Below are 17,805 nucleotides of genomic sequence, written 5' to 3' on the forward strand. Positions count from 1 at the left end.
CCCCCTTTTTTTAAAAAATAACGCCTGAGTAAAGAATAATATTGGCAAAAGGTGTAGCTTCTCCAGTTCTAATGACCGCATGCGAATCTGATGATCGTTGTTTCAGTTCGCTATGGGAAACCAGTTGAAGCGAATCCCCGAATATTGCACGCAGCTCTTCATACATGACCGGATTATTGTCCAGCATTTCTTCCGCAATAATAGCAGCTTCCACCTTCATATCGCTTAGTATAACTTTTAATGTATCCATAAATGACGGTTTACCGAGTTCTAGTGCTAAATCGATTCGTTCCATATTCCGCGGAATAGGTAATCCGCAATCTGCAATGACGATTGAATCCGTATGTCCTAATTGACTCAATACTTGAGAAATATGACTATTGAGAACTCCGTTTCTTTTCACTTTAATTTCCTCCAGTATCACCTTAGCTGTTAGAACGGTTACAAAATGTTTGTGTAATGTGTAACCGTTTACACACATAGTACATTTTTTTGAAACCGCTGTCAATGGATAATTATTATTCCCCTAAATACTAGGTTATTGACTCCCAATATGTGCTATAATGTGGTTGTGGAAACGATATCATGTGAAGAGGTTATTATCATGTCTACTATTCGAGATGTTAGTAAATTAGCCGGAGTTTCAGTTGCTACCATTTCTAGATACCTCAATCAAAGTGGTTATGTTAGTAAGGAAGCAGAAGAAACTATTTTGGCCGCTATACAGAAGCTTAATTATAAACCGAACAACATAGCCCGAAGCTTAGCTGGCAAAAGAACAGCCACTATCGCACTACTTGTACCCGATATATTAAATCCGTTTTTTCCGGAGATCGCTCGCGCTGCTGAAGATGTCGCAAGTCGTCTCGGATACACACTTATTCTGTGCAATACGGACTATAATCCGGATAAGGAACGAAATTACATCGATGTGCTCATCAATAAGCGTATCGACGGGATTATCATTTCCTCGTATACGATCCGACCTGAACAAATCTATGCGCTGGAAGCGGAGAACATCCCTGTCGTTGTCATCGATAATGCGTGGGAAGATACGCCTATTGTTTCGATCACATCAGCCAATCGAACAGGCGGCCAGATGGCTGCCCAGCATTTACTGGATTCCGGTTGTCAGAAAATAGCGCATATCTGCGGCCCCTATCATATTACAGCAGCTAAAAATCGCATGTTAGGGTATGAGGATGTATGCAAACAGCAAGAATGGTTTACACCTAGTTTGATGGTTTACGGGGATTTCAGCGTCAGCGGTGGCTATAGTGCGATGCGTGAATTGTACGCAAAGCATCCTGATATCGAAGGCGTGTTCGCTGGCAATGATCTGATGGCTGCTGGTGCGATGAAGGCATTGCATGAGTTCAGCGTGCGGATCCCTGATCAAGTAAAAGTCATTGGTTATGACGGTATTCATATGGATATGTTCTACCCCGAACTCTCTACGATTGCACAGCCGATCTATTCGATCGGAGAACGTGCCATGATGTATCTTGATCAAATGATTAAAGAACATCCATTAGAGAAAAAGAACTATCTAATCGATGTTCAATTAATCGTTAATGCATCTTCGCGCTCGTTATAAAATTACATTCTGAACAACAAAGAACCCCCACGATGCCGTTAATAAACAGCAATGTGGGGGTTCTTTGCAAATACTACAAGCTCGAGATAACCTCATCATACGTAGGCATACCCTCTTGCGCGCCAAATTTCGTTACCGACAAAGCTGATGCGCGAACAGCAAACTTAAGGCAGCGTTCTAACTCCCATCCTTGTGCAAGACCGAATGATAGTGCGCCATTAAAACAATCGCCCGCACCAGTCGTATCTGCTACTTGTACTTTGTATGCAGGAATACTTGCCATTCGCCCCGATTTTAAAAAGGCACAGCCTTTCTCTCCAAGCGTTACGATAACTTGCGTGTTATAACGCTCTTTCCATTCCATCATCGCCTGCTCTAACTGCGCTTCCGTTTCAAGTGAATGTCCGCAAAGCGTGGCAAATTCCGTCTCATTCGGCGTAATATAATCCACAAGCTGCAGTAATGCTTCCGGAAGCTCTTGCGCTGGCGCTGGATTCAGCACCGTCGTGACACCAAATTGCTTTGCTAGCTTTAACGCACTGTACACGGTTTCCATAGGTACTTCAAGCTGTGTCAGCAGAATATCCGCTTGCTCGATTTCATGCGCATAGCGGCTAACAAGCTCTGGTGTACACAACCCGTTCGCCCCAGGAATAACGACGATACAATTATCTCCCGAAGTATGGTATATATTCGCAACACCTGTTGGTGTTCCCTCGATTGTTTCAACACACTGCGTATTAACACCACTTTGTTCCAGCTCTCGCAGCGTACCCTGTCCAAAGAAGTCATCCCCCACAGCGCCGATCAGAATCGACTCCGCACCTAAGCGGGCAGCTCCTACCGCTTGATTCGCTCCTTTGCCTCCTGACAAATATTCAATTCCCTCACCTTGAATAGTTTCCCCTAATACGGGCATTCTGTTGGTAGATACAACAATATCTCTATTAATGCTGCCAACTACAACAATTTTACTTGTCATTGTACTCCCTCCGAGTTGTCATGATAGAAACTTGAGCAGATGATGTGTAACCGTTTACACACAAGATAACATACTACTAAACATTATGTCAATGAAGGATAAATTGGTCGAGGCATCTTCAAAATAAGAAAAGAAAGGGCAATCGCTATGCTCAGCGAATGCCCTTAGGTTTAATATTAAAAGATCTTACTAGGCTCGACTCCCCTTGATCGCAAGCTTGCCGTATTTCGTATCGGCTACTGCCGTCAAGTTATCTCCGTAAATAGTTCCTTTTGCCGTATAAGGAATCTTGGCAATTAGCTTCTTGATCTCCCCCGAGAATTCGAACTCATTGCCCTCGACCTTCCCGCCAGAAAATACATTGCTGCCTCTGAAGATGTTTAATGAGCCGCTAAGTGCGTTACCTTCCTGCGTGAAGGTAATAGTTCCTTTTTCCATACCCATTGGAGTTTGCATCGTAATGTTATACGTTCCGTCCATCGCTTGCTTCCTCCCTTATCTGTATGAGGTATTCAATGCTCTGAGCAAGGTGCGAACATCATACCTGTGAGGTGTTACCGGACAAATCTTCTTATTTAATCCCATCAAAGTATATACGGCAATTCTAGCCGCGCGGATCGAATATTCTTCCGTAAACACCATGTCCTCTGGAATTTCAACGAACTGACTGATCATCGCCAGGTTTGTGGAGCCTTCTGGCACTACTTGTGGACGATCACTCATCGCACGCGGTTGGAACTGAGCATCAATGTATGGCATCATACATGGTATAACGTTCACGACACTATCCATGATTTCATCCATTTCCTCTTCCATATGCAGATGATGCAGCAGTTCAATCAGCATCTCTTTACCTGTACAATCCCGCATTGGTTTCTTGACATAATCGCCCACTTTATCTGTGTACAGACCATATCCCCAGAAAATTGTAGTGTCAGCCGGTTGATTTTTAAAATGAGGCTGAGCGGCAACGACAATCGACATCAACCAACTAGAATCTTTGAATGTCATTAGAGCACCACTACCGGGTTTGTTACGGGAATATTTCTCGATCATCTTAAGTAGCTTGTTGCCCTTGCAAGTAACCGTGAAGGATTCCCAGTTCGTTTCCTCTGCATTTCCGAAGAATGGAGTCGGATTGCCAAGTCCCTCTTTCTTGGCTGCAATCTTTGCCCACAAATCGCCTGACATCGGATTCTCTGGCAGCATCTTAGCAGGTGTGTTCAGATCACCTAATGTCGCATTATCCGTCATACAGCCATTTGTTATGATACACAAATCACCCTCACGAAGCTGGATTATTCCCGGTTTGCCCTCTTGCTCATAATGGATAGCTGTTACTGTAATACCATCGCCTTCTTCAAAATCGAGATCCGTTACTGTATATTTCAAGCTGAAATCAACGCCGAAACCATCTAGGTATGTCTTGATCGGCAATATAATCGAATCATATTGGTTATAAGGAGTACGTGTAACCCCTTCAAGTGTTTGAATACGAGAAAATTCAAACATCATCCGATTCATATAGCGTTTGAATTCAAACAAGCTGGACCATTTTTGGAAAGCAAATGTCGTCTGCCACATATACCAGAAGTTCGTTTCGAAAAAGTGTGGTGTTTCCGCAAACCAATCGCAGATCCGCAAGTTGTCCAATTTCTCCTCCGGTGTGATCATCAATCTCCCAAGCGCTAATCGATCCGCTGTATCAAAGCCCATGGACATGACATCCAGAACCTCTCCGTCTTTGTCAATCAAGCGAGCATTCGCATGTGTAGGATGAGCATGGTCAAAAGCTAGAATCTCATCGCATACGGACACGCCTTCTTGCTCAATTGAAGGAATGGAAGATAGCAGTTCCCATGTATTTTCATAGGTTTCTTCGTTTAACATACGACCGCCGCGGCATACGAAACCATTCGTTGTATCTCCAGCACCGTCGTTGCTTCCTCCGAGGATGTGCATCCCTTCTAAAATATGAATGTTCTCACCTGGAAAATCACAATCACGTACAAGATAGGATGCACCCGCCAGTGATGCTAGTCCGCCTCCAACAAAGTAAACTTGTCTGTTTCCGTGTTCTTTTTTCATCGATGTAACCTCCATATGTTGATGTATTTGTTTCTGTGAAACCAATATACTGCACATATGGGTCGTTTACCTTAGACAACAAAAGGGCCGTGTATAAAATTTATACACAGCCCCCACATTGTCTAAAAATAAGGGTAAAGTAATCCCCTTATGATTATCTTTTTACGTACTTGTTGATTGCCTTTTCCATATCGCCTTCAATCAGGACGCTTAATCGGTCAATCATTACCCTTGGATCTTCACTCATGTCATTTCGGATCCACTCGAGCATAATACCGATAAACGCATAGGTGTAAAAATTCGCGATAAAGTCCTTATCTTCCACCCTCACCTGCATATTGGCGTTGACTTCTTCAATAACAGACATCAGCAGATCGAATACCGCTTGGTGAAGAAACAGCTCCAAATGTTCTCGTCCCATTGATCGATACGTGCTCATGCAGAACTTCTTGTTATCCAGTACATATTGAAATATTTTCAGAAATCCCTGTTGCCAAGTGTTGTATGTACGATAATTAGAAATACTATCCAATGCTTCCCTCTTATAAATCCAACCCAATAGATCATATATATCTTGAAAATGATAATAGAACGTTTGGCGATTCACACCGCAATCAGCAACAAGATCTTTAACTGTTATTTTATCTAATGATGATCGTTCCATCATTGCTTTTAGAGATGCGGCCAAAGCATTTTTAGTCATCAGGGACATATCGCACAACTCCTTTCAAGCTATAAAGAGTACCTATAAAGATAGTAAACTCCTATTTATTATAACTGAGCCGTGCCAAGCGGTACAAACCTTTAACCTGATTTAAGCATGACATTTATCTTCAATAAGTAAACTAAATCACACGCTTTGCATATGGAAGCAACCGGATCAAACTAGCAACAATGAAACAAATTACAACCGAAAGAATTGAGACGATAATCCACTTGATGGCAGCAGGCAAAGTATTTCCGTGAAAAGCAATTGTCCACCCGACGATAATCGGTGGATGTATCAAATAGACAGTATAGGCATTATTCGATAGCCATTTAGTAAAAACATTGATGGTATTCATACGTAATCGGAACCAATTAAGCAAAGATAAGATAATTCCGAAACAGACGAATGGCTCCCACATTGCATAAAGGAATGCTTGTACATTGAAACCGCCATTAAAGTTGATGTTTCCATCTAGTCCCCCAGTTAAGATTAGTCCGAGGGGTAATACTGGAATCATACAAATTGCAGACCATTTCCATATATTCAATAATTTCTGTGGAATTTCTTCTAGCCAATTGTTTCTTTGTGCAACAATACCCGCAATAAATAGCAAGATGTAAGATGGAAAGTACCCTAGCTGTAATTCCAATGGACCTTCGCCGGTTGGATATACGAAACGCACTACAAAGGCGATAAATCCAGTAACAATTGCTAGTCCAAATAAGGTCTTACCAGTTGGAAACGAAATTGTTCTCTTTATTTCTGGTTTACTCTTTACTATGATTCGAAAGAGCACATAGAGTAATGCAAAGTAAATAGATGCTTCTAAAAACCAAGCTGGTCCAAAAAATGTTTCCCGAAAACTCCAAACGTTGGCGTTATAGAACTCAGCTACAGTTTGTGTAGATCGAAAATGCGCAAACCAAACGGTCATTGGACCGATCAAGAAATAATAAATGAGAAGAGGAATACCCAGACGAACAAATCTATCTCTTATAAACCTGATAGCGCCTTTTCTCTCATACGATATTGAAATAAAATAGGAGGAAATAAAAAAGAATAAACCCATAAAGAAAGACTGGCATACTGCTGTAAAGATCGTTAGTAAAACAATAGTCCCATTAAATTCACTTTTATCGACATCCTCTAAAATCCAAGATCCTGCTGCACCATAAGCAATAGAGGTATGGAATACAACAACAAGTATGGTTAGAAACACCCGCAAGTTATCTATGTAACCTATTCTCAAATTCATGATTGATCCACCTTTTTGTCAGTTTAAAAAACATCACGATACCAATTATCAATGTTATGACAGATATAAATTGAGATGTAGACAAATAACCGATAAAACCTCGATAATCGTCTCGATAAAACTCGATGATGAATCTACCTATACTATATAGGATGAGATACAATGCGCCAACTTTTCCATCGCTTCTACCTTTTTTAGCATACATGATTAATATAAATGCAATCAAAAAATCCCCCGCACTTGAAAACAATTGAGTGGGTATCAACTTAACTCCGTTAGGAGCAATTTCTGAGTGCTCAAACGCAATACCGATAAAGGAATCCGTTTCACTGCCATAACAACATCCAGCGAGAAAACAACCAATTCTACCAAATCCTTGTGCGATCGCAACCGATGGAATTAATAGATCAAAATATTTCAAAAAACTGATTTTCTTCTTTTTACAATATAGAATTGCTGCCAGTAATCCACTTAAAATTCCTCCATAAACAACAAATCCACTTCCAGATAATATTTGCATCGGATCTTTAATCATCGTTTCAATCTCCACTAATATGTAGAGTAATTTTGCACCAATGAATCCAAATATAAGAACAATAAAAGTCAAATCATACACAACATTGACATCGAGATTATTCTTTGCCCGCTTAGCTGCTACCCACAAGGCGCAAAATACGCCTATAGCTATCATGAGACCATAGCCATGGATTTCAACAGGTCCTATTGCAAAAATATCATTATACATACGATTGTCTCCTTTACACTATAGATCAAAGCGAAATATTAATTTCCATTAAGATACTACACATTGTAGTATGATAATCCAACAAAATGGTGGGTCATGAGCTACCACTCCCACCTATCATCATTAGAATCAAGAACAAACAGGATAACAACAACGGCCTGAGCAGTGCTATCTGCACTTTCACTGTCTTGTCAGGCTCTAGTATCTGCATGATTCTGTAATCGATCGCAGACTCCGTAAAATGAACCGCAATCTCACGCCGTTGTATTTCTCCTAATTTGATTAACTTCATCAGAACATTGCCTAAATGCAATTCAGTGCCCATCTGCTTGATCGCGAAACGATCTGCCAACAACTCTTTGCAAATTTTATAATAATGAAAGACTGGTTTGATGATCGGCAAATACCCGAAGGCATCCACAAGTAGAGTTGAAAGAAACAATTTGGGATTGTCATGATTACGGCAATGAAACCATTCATGCAGCAAGATCGCTTGCACTTCTCTTTCATCGAATAATCTAATAACTCCTGTCGAAATGATTATTTTAGGCCTCAGCATGCCCATTGTTAGAGCGATAAACGCATCGTCTTGTACAACGATAATTTCCGTCCCCCAACTACGGTACTTATAATTGAGTTCTTTCGTTAATTTGGATTGAGTCTCTGCGCGAAAAATTCGAAGCCAGTGTCTCGATAAATACCATTGTCTAGCAACCCGCCAAATGATTCGGCTAAGCGCATACACTAGGACGAGGTCAAACAAGATATATGTAATTGCCAGATTATGTGAGCTGATGTCCCTGATTTGATGCGTTACTACAAATCCCATCTGAATGATAAGCATCCCTACAAAAAAGATCATCAGCACATACATCAATTTCATTTTTACGATATGGCTCATGATTTTTTCCTGCTTTTCATTTCGTTTAATTTTCTTTCCAGCTTGGAAATCACTTCTGGATCGGCATCATCCAGCGCATCGATCATATGATTAACAACGATACTTCCAAAATCCTGAATGAGTCCTTGCGACACAGTTCTCGTTTGTTCTTCCAGAAAATGTTCTTTCGATTGCAACGGACTGAATTTCGCTACCCGCGCTCTTCCGGTACCAACCGTCGCTCTAGTAAGATGACCTTTCTCATGCAATCGGTTCATGACCGTCATGACCGTGTTGATTGTAATAGGGGTTTCTTGATTTAAGATAGTCTGGACTTCTTTACAGCTTAACCCTTCTGATAACCATAAAATATCCATTATTTTGGCCTCAAGCGGTCCAAAAAAACGATTCAGTCCTTCCCCATCCACATTCATTCTTTTGATCTGCACTATCTTCACATCCTTATACTACATAGTGTAGTATGTATGAGTATCGAATGTCAAACAAAAGGCTGCCGATAATATCGACAGCCTTCTCTTAGGTAATTATGCTAATTCCTAACTACCCTATCAGTAAGAAATACAGAAGTACCAAAATACCTAGTACAATACGGTAGTAGCCAAATGCTTTAAAATCATGCTTTTTAATATACCCCATCAGGAACTTGATTGCCAGAATCGACACGATAAAAGATACGATCATGCCGGTTAGCAGGATAGCTAGCTCTGTGCCCGTAAAGTGGAAACCGAATTTAACAAGCTTAAGCAAGCTGGCTCCAAACATGACGGGTATGGCTAAGAAAAAAGTAAACTCTGCTGCTACAAATCGGGATGTTCCGATCAGAATCGCTCCGATAATTGTAGCGCCTGAGCGTGACGTACCTGGTATAAGGGCTAAAACTTGAAATATACCAATGATGAATGCCATTCGATATGTCAGCTGCGATAAATGATTTACAAGAGGCTTTCTGTTTTTATTCCGGTTTTCCACAACAATAAATAGAATACCATATACGATGAGCGTGATCGCAACCGTAACATAATTGTAGAAGATGTTTTCAATATCATTGTCAAATAGAAAACCAATCACACCAGCAGGAACGCAGGCAACCAATACCTTGAACCATAATGAATAAGTTTCATTTTTCTCAATCCTCGTCTTACTAGGCGAAAATGGATTGAGCTTATGAAAATATAAAATAACGACGGCCATAATGGCGCCAAGCTGTACCACAACCAAGAACATTTCCTTAAAGGCAGCAGATACATTTAATTGGATAAACTCATCGACTAGTATCATATGCCCAGTACTACTAATTGGAAGCCATTCGGTGATTCCTTCCACCACGCCTAATATAAAGGCTTTAAAAATTTCAATAAAATCCATTATGTAACCTCGATTCCAGATTATTTAATTTGAGCTTAAACGAAACAAGCTATCATATCATCTACAAGATAACACGATAGCTTTATGTTTGTCGACGGCCTAGAATCATATAGTGATTATTCTTCTATAATTGCAAAATAATCTTGGCAATCGAGAAGTATATGATGAGTCCAGTTCCATCCACTAATGTCGTAATAAATGGACCTGAGATGACGGCGGGATCTGCTTTCAATTTATGTAAAATTAAAGGTAGAATCGCGGCGACAAAGGAAGCCCAGAGAACGATCGTCATGCATGTAATGCCTACAACGAGTCCAATATTCGTCTCAACCCCAAGCATCCAAGCCCTGGCATATGCGATTAATGAAATCGAAGCACCTGTCATGAGACCTGTGGTTATTTCCTTCCTTATTACCTTAAAAATGTCACGGAATTGCACTTCTCCAACTGCCAGCGCCCGTACAAGAGTAGAAACGGTTTGTGTCCCTGTGTTTCCTCCTGTTCCGATCAACAGCGGAATAAAGAACGACAGTGCGATAACTTCGCTTAACGTTTCCTCATAGTGTCTCAGCACTGTTCCTGTATAGGCTTCGGCCGCAAATAATACAAGCAACCAAATGATTCGCTTTCTATAAAGCTGGAAAACAGAAGATTTAAAATAAGTTGCTGTTAACGGCTGGCTACCTCCTAACTTTTGAATATCCTCAGTTGCTTCTTCTTGAATGACATCGATCAAATCATCGACATTGATAACGCCAATTAAGCGGTTTTGTTCATCAACGACGGGAAGCGCAACCAAATCATATCGTGATAGAAGTTCGGCGGCTTTCTCTTGTTCCATGGATGCAGGTACATAAATGACATCTTCCGTTACGATTTTTGATATTTCGGTATTTGGTTCTGTTAGAATGAGTTCCTTAAGCGAGACTACTCCCCGAAGCTCTCCTTTATTACCTGTCACGTAAACATAGGAAGTAATCTCTGCATCATGTCCGATCTTACGGAAATGCTGCATGGTTTGCTCAATTGTCCATGAACTGCGTGCAGCAATATAATCGACTGTCGCTAAACTGCCCGCGGTATGCTCGGGAAAGGTCATTAATGTCTGAACCTTTGCCCGATAATCCTCTGGCAGATAATTCAAGAGCTTTACTGCTTGATATCGATGAATAGCAAGCATCATATCGGCTACTACGTCACTCGACATCTCGTTAAGTATTTGTGAAGTTATCGTCTCTTCTAAATTATATAGAATACGATACTGCAACTCAGGTTCTAAATACTCCATTATCTCCGCACATAATGGTGCGGGCACGATTTTCATTAATTTCAATTGTTCCGCTTTATCAAGCTCTTCAACGCAGCTCGCCAAATCAAACGGTCTGAACAATTCAACATATGAAATTAAGGACTCTTCATCGGATTCCATAATTTTGCTTTTTAATTCTTCGAGATGAATCATGTAGGATACTCCTTTCGGTTATGATGCTGTAAATGTAAGAATAAGTGCAGCAACTCCGTAATAAACAAACAGTGCTAATATATCGTTAATCGTTGTAACTACGGGACCAGATGCAACTGCTGGATCTATTTTGAAACGCTCAACGATTAAGGGTAGAGCAGCTCCAGTTATCGTTCCAAACAGAATAGAGATAGACAATGCTATTCCGACGATCAAGCCGAAAAGCGGTTTCGATCCAAATAAGAGGACGGCAAGTAGTGATGCGACTAGTCCGCAAACGACTCCCGTCATAACACCAATACCTGCTTCCTTAGCAAGCAAATTCCATCTTTCTTTGCTTTTCAATGGACTCAATGTCATTTTTCTAATTACAACAGATAAAGACTGAATACCGCTGTTTCCACTCATACCGAGAATGACAGGAATGAAAAGTCCTAACAGTACAAACTGCTCCAACGATGCAATATAAGGGGCCGTGAGCCTAGCCATTACAAAGCCCACCGCAGTTAACCCTATGAGCCAAGGTAATCTTTGACTAACTGATCTAAAATTATCGGAGGCTAAGAAGAGTCCTTTTTTGATCCCAGCAATATGATGAATTCGCTGCTCCATCCTCTCTTCCAATAAATCGAGAACGTCATCTACTGTTATTATGCCAATCATAACCCCATGAGCATCCGTAACAGGGAGAACATGGAGATCATATTTTTTTATGATCTCGGCAGCTTTTGCCTGTCCAGCGTGCTCTTCAATAGAGAATATATTTCGATTCATAATCTCATTGATTTCGATGTTTAAAGGGGCTCGCAATAGTTCACGCATCGATACACTACCGATTAAATGAAGATCATGATCCGTCACAAACAGATAATTAACATGTCCCTCTTCCGTGGAGTGTCGTAAGCTGTTTAGCACCTTTTCAACTGTATCTGTTACATATACAGAACTAAATATCGTATTTGTGATCGCGCCTACCGCATTAACCGGATACTTCAGAAGTCGTTCCACTTTTGTTCTAGCACCTGACTCCATGGATTCAAGAAGTGAAATCGCTTTTCGCTCCGATATATGTCTTAGGAAAACGGCTGTTTCTTTGGGCAGCATGGAATTCAGCAATTCAGATACATATTTAACATCAAGACTTGGCATAATTAGCCTTCTATCTTCCAAATTCATTTCCTGAAACAATCCTGCAAACTCACGTGGCTGCAAGTATTGAAGGACCTTCTGCCGATACCATTCATCAAGTCCCAAAAAGAAGGCTGCTTGGTCAACTGCATGCAGATTCATAAAAGCAGAATGGAATTGTTGACTATTTTCTTCTGTTAAAGAGGATAAAAGGAGATTGGTTGTTTCTTCTTTACGTCTAGTTAGTTTGGCATTCATATAGGTTCATTCCCTCCATCTAATGTCATAAACTTGGGGGATCGTTGTGAATAATTGAGCTATTCCTTATGTCTTCGATTAGTATCCCTAGTAAATTTAATAAAAATTCCATTGTTTACATGTTAAGCGTCAATATTCACATGATGCTTTTTTATTTTATATTTATATGTAAAATAAAAGGTTATAAAAAGTTAAAATTCCTTTTCCCTATTTGACAAACAAAAAAGAGCTGCCTCATGGCAAGCTCTTATGCTGATAATTCTATTTCGTCTTGGTGAATATTTACACTTAAAGCGAGTCCGATTGCAATCATATTCGTAAGCAGTGAGCTGCCTCCATAGCTAATGAAAGGCAATGAAATTCCAGTTAACGGAACCAGACCGATATGCATGCCAATGTTTACAAATATTTGAAAAACAAGCATACCTATAAGTCCTACAACAAGATATGAACCCCCTAATTCTTTACTTTGGACTACAATCATAACCAATCGGTAAACCAAAAATAAATAAAGCAACAGGAGTACTGCAGAACCCACAAATCCATATTTCTCGCCAATTACAACAAAGATCGAATCAGAATAGGCATATGGAATATAACCTTGCTGCAAATAATAGCCATTATCTCCAATGATTCCACCTGATGCTATCGCATTCATCGCATTTGTAATATGCCATGATTTATCTGGGTCATTGACCGGATCTAGAAAAGTCTGTATTCTTTCCATTTGATGCGGTTTTACGATTTTGGCTAATAATTCATAATCTGCATAATACAACCATAAAATTAGGCCTACCACAAGGGCAACAATACCGATACAGATAACAAAATAAATCATGCGCATGTTGCCCATCCATACCATACCTATCAGAATTCCAATAAATACAAGTGAAGTTCCTAGATCAGGTTGCTGCATAATAAGCACGGTTGGAATCAAAAAAACAATGCAGATCGGCAGTAAATCTTGAAACAGTCGCAACGGCTGCCCTGCTCGCTTCTGCAATAAATAGGCAACTAATAGGATTGTAAATAATTTGACTAGCTCAGATGGTTGTAATTGCTGACCACCAATGCTTATCCAACGAACTGCACCGTTAATATTCTCTCCTTTAAACTTGACTAAAAGTAGTAATGCAATTCCGATTCCATATAAAACATAAGCGAGTTTGCCCATTAATAGTTTGTAATCAAATACTGCCACTAATAGCATCGGCAAGCAGAAAACCGCGAATAATACCAAATTGCTAATATACAAACCATTTAATCTGGTCTCCGAAGTTGCACCGTTTATCGCTATCGTACCAATTGTGATTAGACATACCATGAAGATTATGGTTGGGAAATCTAATTTTTTGAGTTTGCTAAAATAATAATGTAACATATCGAAACCTCTATCTTTGCTTCTTGTGAATGTGATCTAGTTCTTGACGTTTTCGATTGTTATCTCTAGAGATACTTAATAGAATACCAGTACAAGCCATACTTAGAATTAAGGAGGAGCCTCCATAGCTAATAAAAGGTAGCGGTACCCCAGTAATGGGGAGACTGCCTGTTACTGCCCCAATATTCAACACAAATTGTGTAAATATTAAGGTAATCACGCCCATACCAAGCATGACGCCAAATAGATCATTACATTTAATTGCTGCTGTAAACCCTCTCCAAATATACAGAAAGTAAATAATGACAAGTGAAAAAGTGCCGATAAACCCTAATTCTTCACCTACAATGGCAAAAATAAAATCCGTGTGGGCTTCAGGCAAATAAAATAGCTTCTGCACACTCAGTCCTAACCCTGTTCCTGTGAACCCACCATGACCCATAGCATAGAGTGATTGACTTAATTGGTAACCCGAATCGGAAATGTCATCGAATGGATTCAAAAAAGAACTGATCCGCCTCAGACGGTAGCTTTTATTGATTGCAAGATAAATGAAAACGGGAACAAGTCCCAAACTGAGCGTGAAAAGCTGGCGCAAATCTGCACCGCCGACAATGATGATCGTACATGTTATGGATAACAAGATTAACACGGTACCGAAATCTGGTTGCAGATAAACTAGCAAGAGAATAAGTCCTATCATCAGAATAATAGGAAGTAGTCCCTTTTTGAATGATCGAAAATGTTCGCCTTTTTTGCTGATCAAAGCAGATAAGTAGACGATAATTGCAAACTTGGTAAATTCAGTAGGCTGAAAGTTAAAACCACCTATCACGAACCATCTTGTTGCACCATTTATATTACCGCCGCCAATTAATACCAGACATAGCAACAGTAATGATGTCACTAGCAGGAGTGGCCCAGCTTTCTTCCAGACACGGAAAGGAATATTCATACAAATGAGCATAAACAATAGGCCAACAGATGCAAACAAACCCTGTCTATGCACATAATACCAAGGAGTTTCATGATTAAAAACTGCTTTGGGCCAACTAGCACTAAAGATCATAACGAGACCAAAGCCAACCAACAATATCGTCACAAATAGAAGCAGATAATCAGGACGACCTCTTGTAGAAATTGTAATACTCACCCCACGATCAATCGTGACTTAAGTGGAATTATGATTGGATGGGAGATCATCAAAATCAAGATGTCCCTGGTAGCCTTTTTTTACCTTTAGCTCCACACCATTGTTAATCCATTCGTAAATCTCCAGACCATTCCCCCCTGCACCCATCGTCCAGCCAAGAATAATTTCTGCACAACCATCCTTGTTAAGATCAGAAAGCCCGACATAATCCAATCCGTAACCGAATCCCTTCGTATCCCAAACGATTCTCCACTTTTCATTCTGCTGTTTAAGAAGCACGGCTTTGAGCGTCCTTTCGTTGATCACGCCCACATCATATATCACTAGTGCCTCTGAAATCCCGTCTCCATCCACATCTCCGAATGAAATGCCGCTTGTCCCTTCTCCATGGGTTGAGGTTAATAAGCGTGCTCCTTCAGGCAGTAAATTTCTAAGACTATGACTGAAGGTGTCATTGTGAAGATTTCCTTGCGAGACTGGAGGCTTGATCAAATCAATTGGGGTAGCAATCATTCCACAACCGCTAATCCCGAGTAATGCAGTCACAGTAATTCCCGATAGAATTAACCTTTTCAACATATGGTTACCCTGCTCCTTACTTGTCACTGTTATGACCTCTATTCTATAATCTTAAGCAAAATAAAAGGTTATGAAAAAGTTAAAGTTCGCAGATCTCCTTATTTCGGCAAATAAATCTCGACTTTCGTACCCTTTCCTATATGACTTTCTATTTGAAGATCTCCGTGGTGCATCTTGATAATTTGTTGTGATATCGATAGTCCCAAGCCAGTTCCAGCCCCTTGGTTGTTTCCCTTATAAAACTTCTGGAATACATGTGCCAAGTCGTGTTCCTCGATTCCCGATCCCGTATCCTCGACCGTAATCATGACCTGTTCCTCTCTTGAGGAAGCTGACACTTTTATAGTTCCACCAGGGCCAGTATATTTAAGTGAGTTATCGATAAGATTAATCAGCACCTGCTTCAATCGATTTTCGTCGGCTTGAATGATAGGAAGCGTATCGTCAACCTGGACCACCATGCTAACGTTCTGCCTAGAGGCCCTTGGAGCAAGCTGTTTGCCAATATAGTGAAGAAATTCTGGCATTTGAATAGGTGTCAGATTCAACTCGATTCGTCCATTATCCAATTTAGAAAAATCAAGTAATTCATCAACCATACGAGTTAATCTGTCTGCTTCCATATCGATAATTTCAAGACCGTCATCGGGCAAGGTCTTACCATTCTCTTTATACGATTTTAAAGTAATGATCCAGCCTTTAATGGAGGTTAAAGGCGTACGCAGTTCATGAGAGACTGAGGTAATAAAATCATTTTTGAGCTGTTCATTTCGCTGGATTTTGGCGGCCATCGTGTTTAAAGTATCTGCCAACGTTCCTAGTTCATCGTGATATCGTTTTTCCACTCTTGCGGTAAAATCTCCTTTAGTCATTTGCTCCGCCGCTCGTTTAAGCTGAATGATAGATCCCGTAATTGTCCTAGACAGGACGATACCAAGAAGAGCAACAATAGCAACAACCAGCAGGCCAGCAAATATACATATTGTAGCAATTCGGTTGATTGTTTCCTTGACTGCTGACAGAGAAGTTACGAACCTGACTACCCCCACATTTACATCTTTAGCCGTTAAAGGGTAAGATACAGCCAATATCTCTTCATGTATAGATGGCTCATTACCCTTCCAAGTACCAATATTCCCTTCGTGTGCTGCTTGCACATCTGGGTATCTCAGCATATTCTCACCAGGTTGATCTCTTGATGTATCCTGAAGTAGTTGTCCTGTCGAACTTATAATTTGAACTTGTGCAGCTGTATTTTGAGCAAAACCTGCCAAGAGACTTTCAGATTGCTTGTCTAGATCCTCATCCGAAAAATATTGATGAAAAAAAGAAGCGGATATTTCCGCTTGATTGAGCAGAATACGCTCCACATTGTGATAATAATAATATTTCACTGAAACAATTAGAAATATTTCTAGAATAAGCACCGTAATAAGAATGACCGCGAGATAGCTTCCTACTAATCTTTTTTGGATTCCCAATTATTCAACAATCCTTTCTAAAGCGGTATCCAAGTCCCCATACAGTCTCGATTAATTGCGGTTTGGAGCAGTCATCTTCAATCTTTTCTCTTAGCCTGCGAACGTGGACATCTACGGTTTTGGTGTCGCCTACATAATCTTCCCCCCAAATTAGATTCAAAAGTTCATTTCGGGATAAAGTTTTATCGGGGTTTTCTAGGAATGCCTTGACCATATAATATTCCTTCGGAGTTAATTCTATTTGGCAGTCGTTTTTAAATAGCTTATTAGCATCTAAATCAAGCCGTATTGAACCAAACTCAATTATTTTTCTTTGAGCATCGACCACATTCTGTGTACGTCGCAATATCGTTCTAATTCTTGCTACAAGCTCTAATGGATTAAACGGTTTTACGATATAGTCGTCAGCACCTAATTCAAGACCCTTGATTTTGTCTAGATCTTGTCCACGAGCAGTCAGAAAAATAATTACGATCTCCGGATCGATCTCTCTAAGCTTCTGGCATAACGTAAAGCCATCCATATCGGGAAGCATGATGTCAAGCACAACAACATCCATTTTTGTCGCAGCAAATTTTTGTAAAGCTATCTTTCCGTTAGCGGCTTCAGTGGTTTTGAATCCACTGTTTTCCAAATTCAGGGTTATAAACCGTCTTATATTATCATCGTCCTCTACAATGAGTACTTGGTTTCGAATTGTATTTTCCATTGTTTCCTCCTT

At 40.2% G+C, this 17,805-nt stretch carries 18 protein-coding genes; 1 reads left to right on the plus strand and 17 read right to left on the minus strand.

Annotated elements, in window-relative coordinates; genetic code table 11:
- Positions 1-10: 10 nt before the first annotated feature.
- Positions 11-403 carry a D-ribose pyranase gene (gene rbsD / locus E0485_RS00630; protein WP_132415531.1) on the minus strand — a complete coding sequence of 131 codons (393 nt, stop codon included), beginning with the start codon at positions 401-403 and terminating at the stop codon, positions 11-13.
- A 201-nt stretch (positions 404-604) separates the two neighbouring features.
- Here rbsD and E0485_RS00635 point away from each other — a divergent pair, with 201 nt between their 5' ends.
- On the plus strand, positions 605-1,597 hold the full coding sequence (locus tag E0485_RS00635) for a LacI family DNA-binding transcriptional regulator (RefSeq protein ID WP_165921034.1): 993 nt from the start codon (positions 605-607) through the stop codon (positions 1,595-1,597).
- Positions 1,598-1,670: 73 nt separating this feature from the next.
- On the opposite strand, the gene rbsK is transcribed toward E0485_RS00635, so the two are convergent.
- The 16 genes from rbsK to E0485_RS00715 all read right to left on the minus strand — a co-directional run bounded on the left by rbsK (position 1,671) and on the right by E0485_RS00715 (position 17,793).
- Positions 1,671-2,579: a ribokinase gene (gene rbsK / locus E0485_RS00640; protein ID WP_132415535.1), complete on the minus strand. Its 909-nt coding sequence runs from the start codon at positions 2,577-2,579 to the stop codon at positions 1,671-1,673.
- 189 nt (positions 2,580-2,768) lie between these two features.
- Positions 2,769-3,059: a hypothetical protein gene (locus E0485_RS00645; RefSeq protein ID WP_132415537.1), complete on the minus strand. Its 291-nt coding sequence runs from the start codon at positions 3,057-3,059 to the stop codon at positions 2,769-2,771.
- A 15-nt stretch (positions 3,060-3,074) separates the two neighbouring features.
- On the minus strand, positions 3,075-4,682 hold the full coding sequence (locus E0485_RS00650) for an oleate hydratase (protein WP_207910919.1): 1,608 nt from the start codon (positions 4,680-4,682) through the stop codon (positions 3,075-3,077).
- 139 nt (positions 4,683-4,821) lie between these two features.
- The gene (locus E0485_RS00655; RefSeq protein WP_132415541.1) at positions 4,822-5,379 is read right to left on the minus strand and encodes a TetR/AcrR family transcriptional regulator; all 558 of its coding nucleotides are present in this window, start codon (positions 5,377-5,379) and stop codon (positions 4,822-4,824) included.
- A gap of 133 nt (positions 5,380-5,512) precedes the next feature.
- Complete coding sequence (locus tag E0485_RS00660; RefSeq protein ID WP_132415543.1) at positions 5,513-6,631, minus strand: acyltransferase family protein; 1,119 nt, start codon at positions 6,629-6,631, stop codon at positions 5,513-5,515.
- Complete coding sequence (locus E0485_RS00665; RefSeq protein ID WP_132415545.1) at positions 6,603-7,376, minus strand: prolipoprotein diacylglyceryl transferase; 774 nt, start codon at positions 7,374-7,376, stop codon at positions 6,603-6,605. Before E0485_RS00665 ends, E0485_RS00660 begins: the two co-directional genes overlap by 29 nt.
- Positions 7,377-7,470: 94 nt before the next feature.
- Positions 7,471-8,277, minus strand: coding sequence for a M56 family metallopeptidase (locus E0485_RS00670; RefSeq protein ID WP_132415547.1), 807 nt, complete (start codon positions 8,275-8,277; stop codon positions 7,471-7,473).
- Positions 8,274-8,705, minus strand: coding sequence for a BlaI/MecI/CopY family transcriptional regulator (locus E0485_RS00675; RefSeq protein WP_132415549.1), 432 nt, complete (start codon positions 8,703-8,705; stop codon positions 8,274-8,276). The genes E0485_RS00670 and E0485_RS00675 overlap by 4 nt, the downstream gene beginning before the upstream one ends.
- A 112-nt stretch (positions 8,706-8,817) precedes the next feature.
- On the minus strand, positions 8,818-9,642 hold the full coding sequence (locus E0485_RS00680; protein WP_132415551.1) for an undecaprenyl-diphosphate phosphatase: 825 nt from the start codon (positions 9,640-9,642) through the stop codon (positions 8,818-8,820).
- Between the two features lie 124 nt (positions 9,643-9,766).
- Positions 9,767-11,104: a magnesium transporter gene (mgtE, locus tag E0485_RS00685; RefSeq protein WP_132415553.1), complete on the minus strand. Its 1,338-nt coding sequence runs from the start codon at positions 11,102-11,104 to the stop codon at positions 9,767-9,769.
- 18 nt (positions 11,105-11,122) lie between these two features.
- Entirely contained in the window at positions 11,123-12,490 is a 1,368-nt protein-coding gene (gene mgtE, locus E0485_RS00690; protein ID WP_132415555.1) for a magnesium transporter, read from the minus strand.
- A 247-nt stretch (positions 12,491-12,737) separates the two neighbouring features.
- Positions 12,738-13,871, minus strand: coding sequence for an FtsW/RodA/SpoVE family cell cycle protein (locus E0485_RS00695; RefSeq protein ID WP_132415557.1), 1,134 nt, complete (start codon positions 13,869-13,871; stop codon positions 12,738-12,740).
- 10 nt (positions 13,872-13,881) lie between these two features.
- Positions 13,882-15,024: a putative lipid II flippase FtsW gene (ftsW, locus tag E0485_RS00700; protein WP_328591231.1), complete on the minus strand. Its 1,143-nt coding sequence runs from the start codon at positions 15,022-15,024 to the stop codon at positions 13,882-13,884.
- An 18-nt stretch (positions 15,025-15,042) separates the two neighbouring features.
- Positions 15,043-15,603: a hypothetical protein gene (locus E0485_RS00705; protein ID WP_132415559.1), complete on the minus strand. Its 561-nt coding sequence runs from the start codon at positions 15,601-15,603 to the stop codon at positions 15,043-15,045.
- A 98-nt stretch (positions 15,604-15,701) separates the two neighbouring features.
- A complete protein-coding gene (locus E0485_RS00710; protein ID WP_132415561.1) occupies positions 15,702-17,084 on the minus strand; it encodes a sensor histidine kinase in 1,383 nt (460 codons plus the stop codon).
- Positions 17,085-17,088: 4 nt separating this feature from the next.
- Positions 17,089-17,793 carry a response regulator transcription factor gene (locus E0485_RS00715; RefSeq protein ID WP_132415563.1) on the minus strand — a complete coding sequence of 235 codons (705 nt, stop codon included), beginning with the start codon at positions 17,791-17,793 and terminating at the stop codon, positions 17,089-17,091.
- Positions 17,794-17,805: the final 12 nt, after the last annotated feature.

Source organism: Paenibacillus albiflavus, assembly GCF_004344915.1.
GTDB classification, from domain to species: domain Bacteria; phylum Bacillota; class Bacilli; order Paenibacillales; family NBRC-103111; genus Paenibacillus_AM; species Paenibacillus_AM albiflavus.

Coding starts and splice junctions, on each gene's coding strand:
- E0485_RS00635 (WP_165921034.1), top strand. CDS start 605: ATGTCTACTATTCGAGATGTTAGTAAATTAGCCGGAGTTTCAGTTGCT.
- rbsK (WP_132415535.1), bottom strand. CDS start 2,579: ATGACAAGTAAAATTGTTGTAGTTGGCAGCATTAATAGAGATATTGTT.
- E0485_RS00645 (WP_132415537.1), bottom strand. CDS start 3,059: ATGGACGGAACGTATAACATTACGATGCAAACTCCAATGGGTATGGAA.
- E0485_RS00650 (WP_207910919.1), bottom strand. CDS start 4,682: ATGGAGGTTACATCGATGAAAAAAGAACACGGAAACAGACAAGTTTAC.
- E0485_RS00655 (WP_132415541.1), bottom strand. CDS start 5,379: ATGTCCCTGATGACTAAAAATGCTTTGGCCGCATCTCTAAAAGCAATG.
- E0485_RS00660 (WP_132415543.1), bottom strand. CDS start 6,631: ATGAATTTGAGAATAGGTTACATAGATAACTTGCGGGTGTTTCTAACC.
- E0485_RS00665 (WP_132415545.1), bottom strand. CDS start 7,376: ATGTATAATGATATTTTTGCAATAGGACCTGTTGAAATCCATGGCTAT.
- E0485_RS00670 (WP_132415547.1), bottom strand. CDS start 8,277: ATGAGCCATATCGTAAAAATGAAATTGATGTATGTGCTGATGATCTTT.
- E0485_RS00680 (WP_132415551.1), bottom strand. CDS start 9,642: ATGGATTTTATTGAAATTTTTAAAGCCTTTATATTAGGCGTGGTGGAA.
- mgtE (WP_132415553.1), bottom strand. CDS start 11,104: ATGATTCATCTCGAAGAATTAAAAAGCAAAATTATGGAATCCGATGAA.
- mgtE (WP_132415555.1), bottom strand. CDS start 12,490: ATGAATGCCAAACTAACTAGACGTAAAGAAGAAACAACCAATCTCCTT.
- E0485_RS00695 (WP_132415557.1), bottom strand. CDS start 13,871: ATGTTACATTATTATTTTAGCAAACTCAAAAAATTAGATTTCCCAACC.
- E0485_RS00705 (WP_132415559.1), bottom strand. CDS start 15,603: ATGTTGAAAAGGTTAATTCTATCGGGAATTACTGTGACTGCATTACTC.
- E0485_RS00715 (WP_132415563.1), bottom strand. CDS start 17,793: ATGGAAAATACAATTCGAAACCAAGTACTCATTGTAGAGGACGATGAT.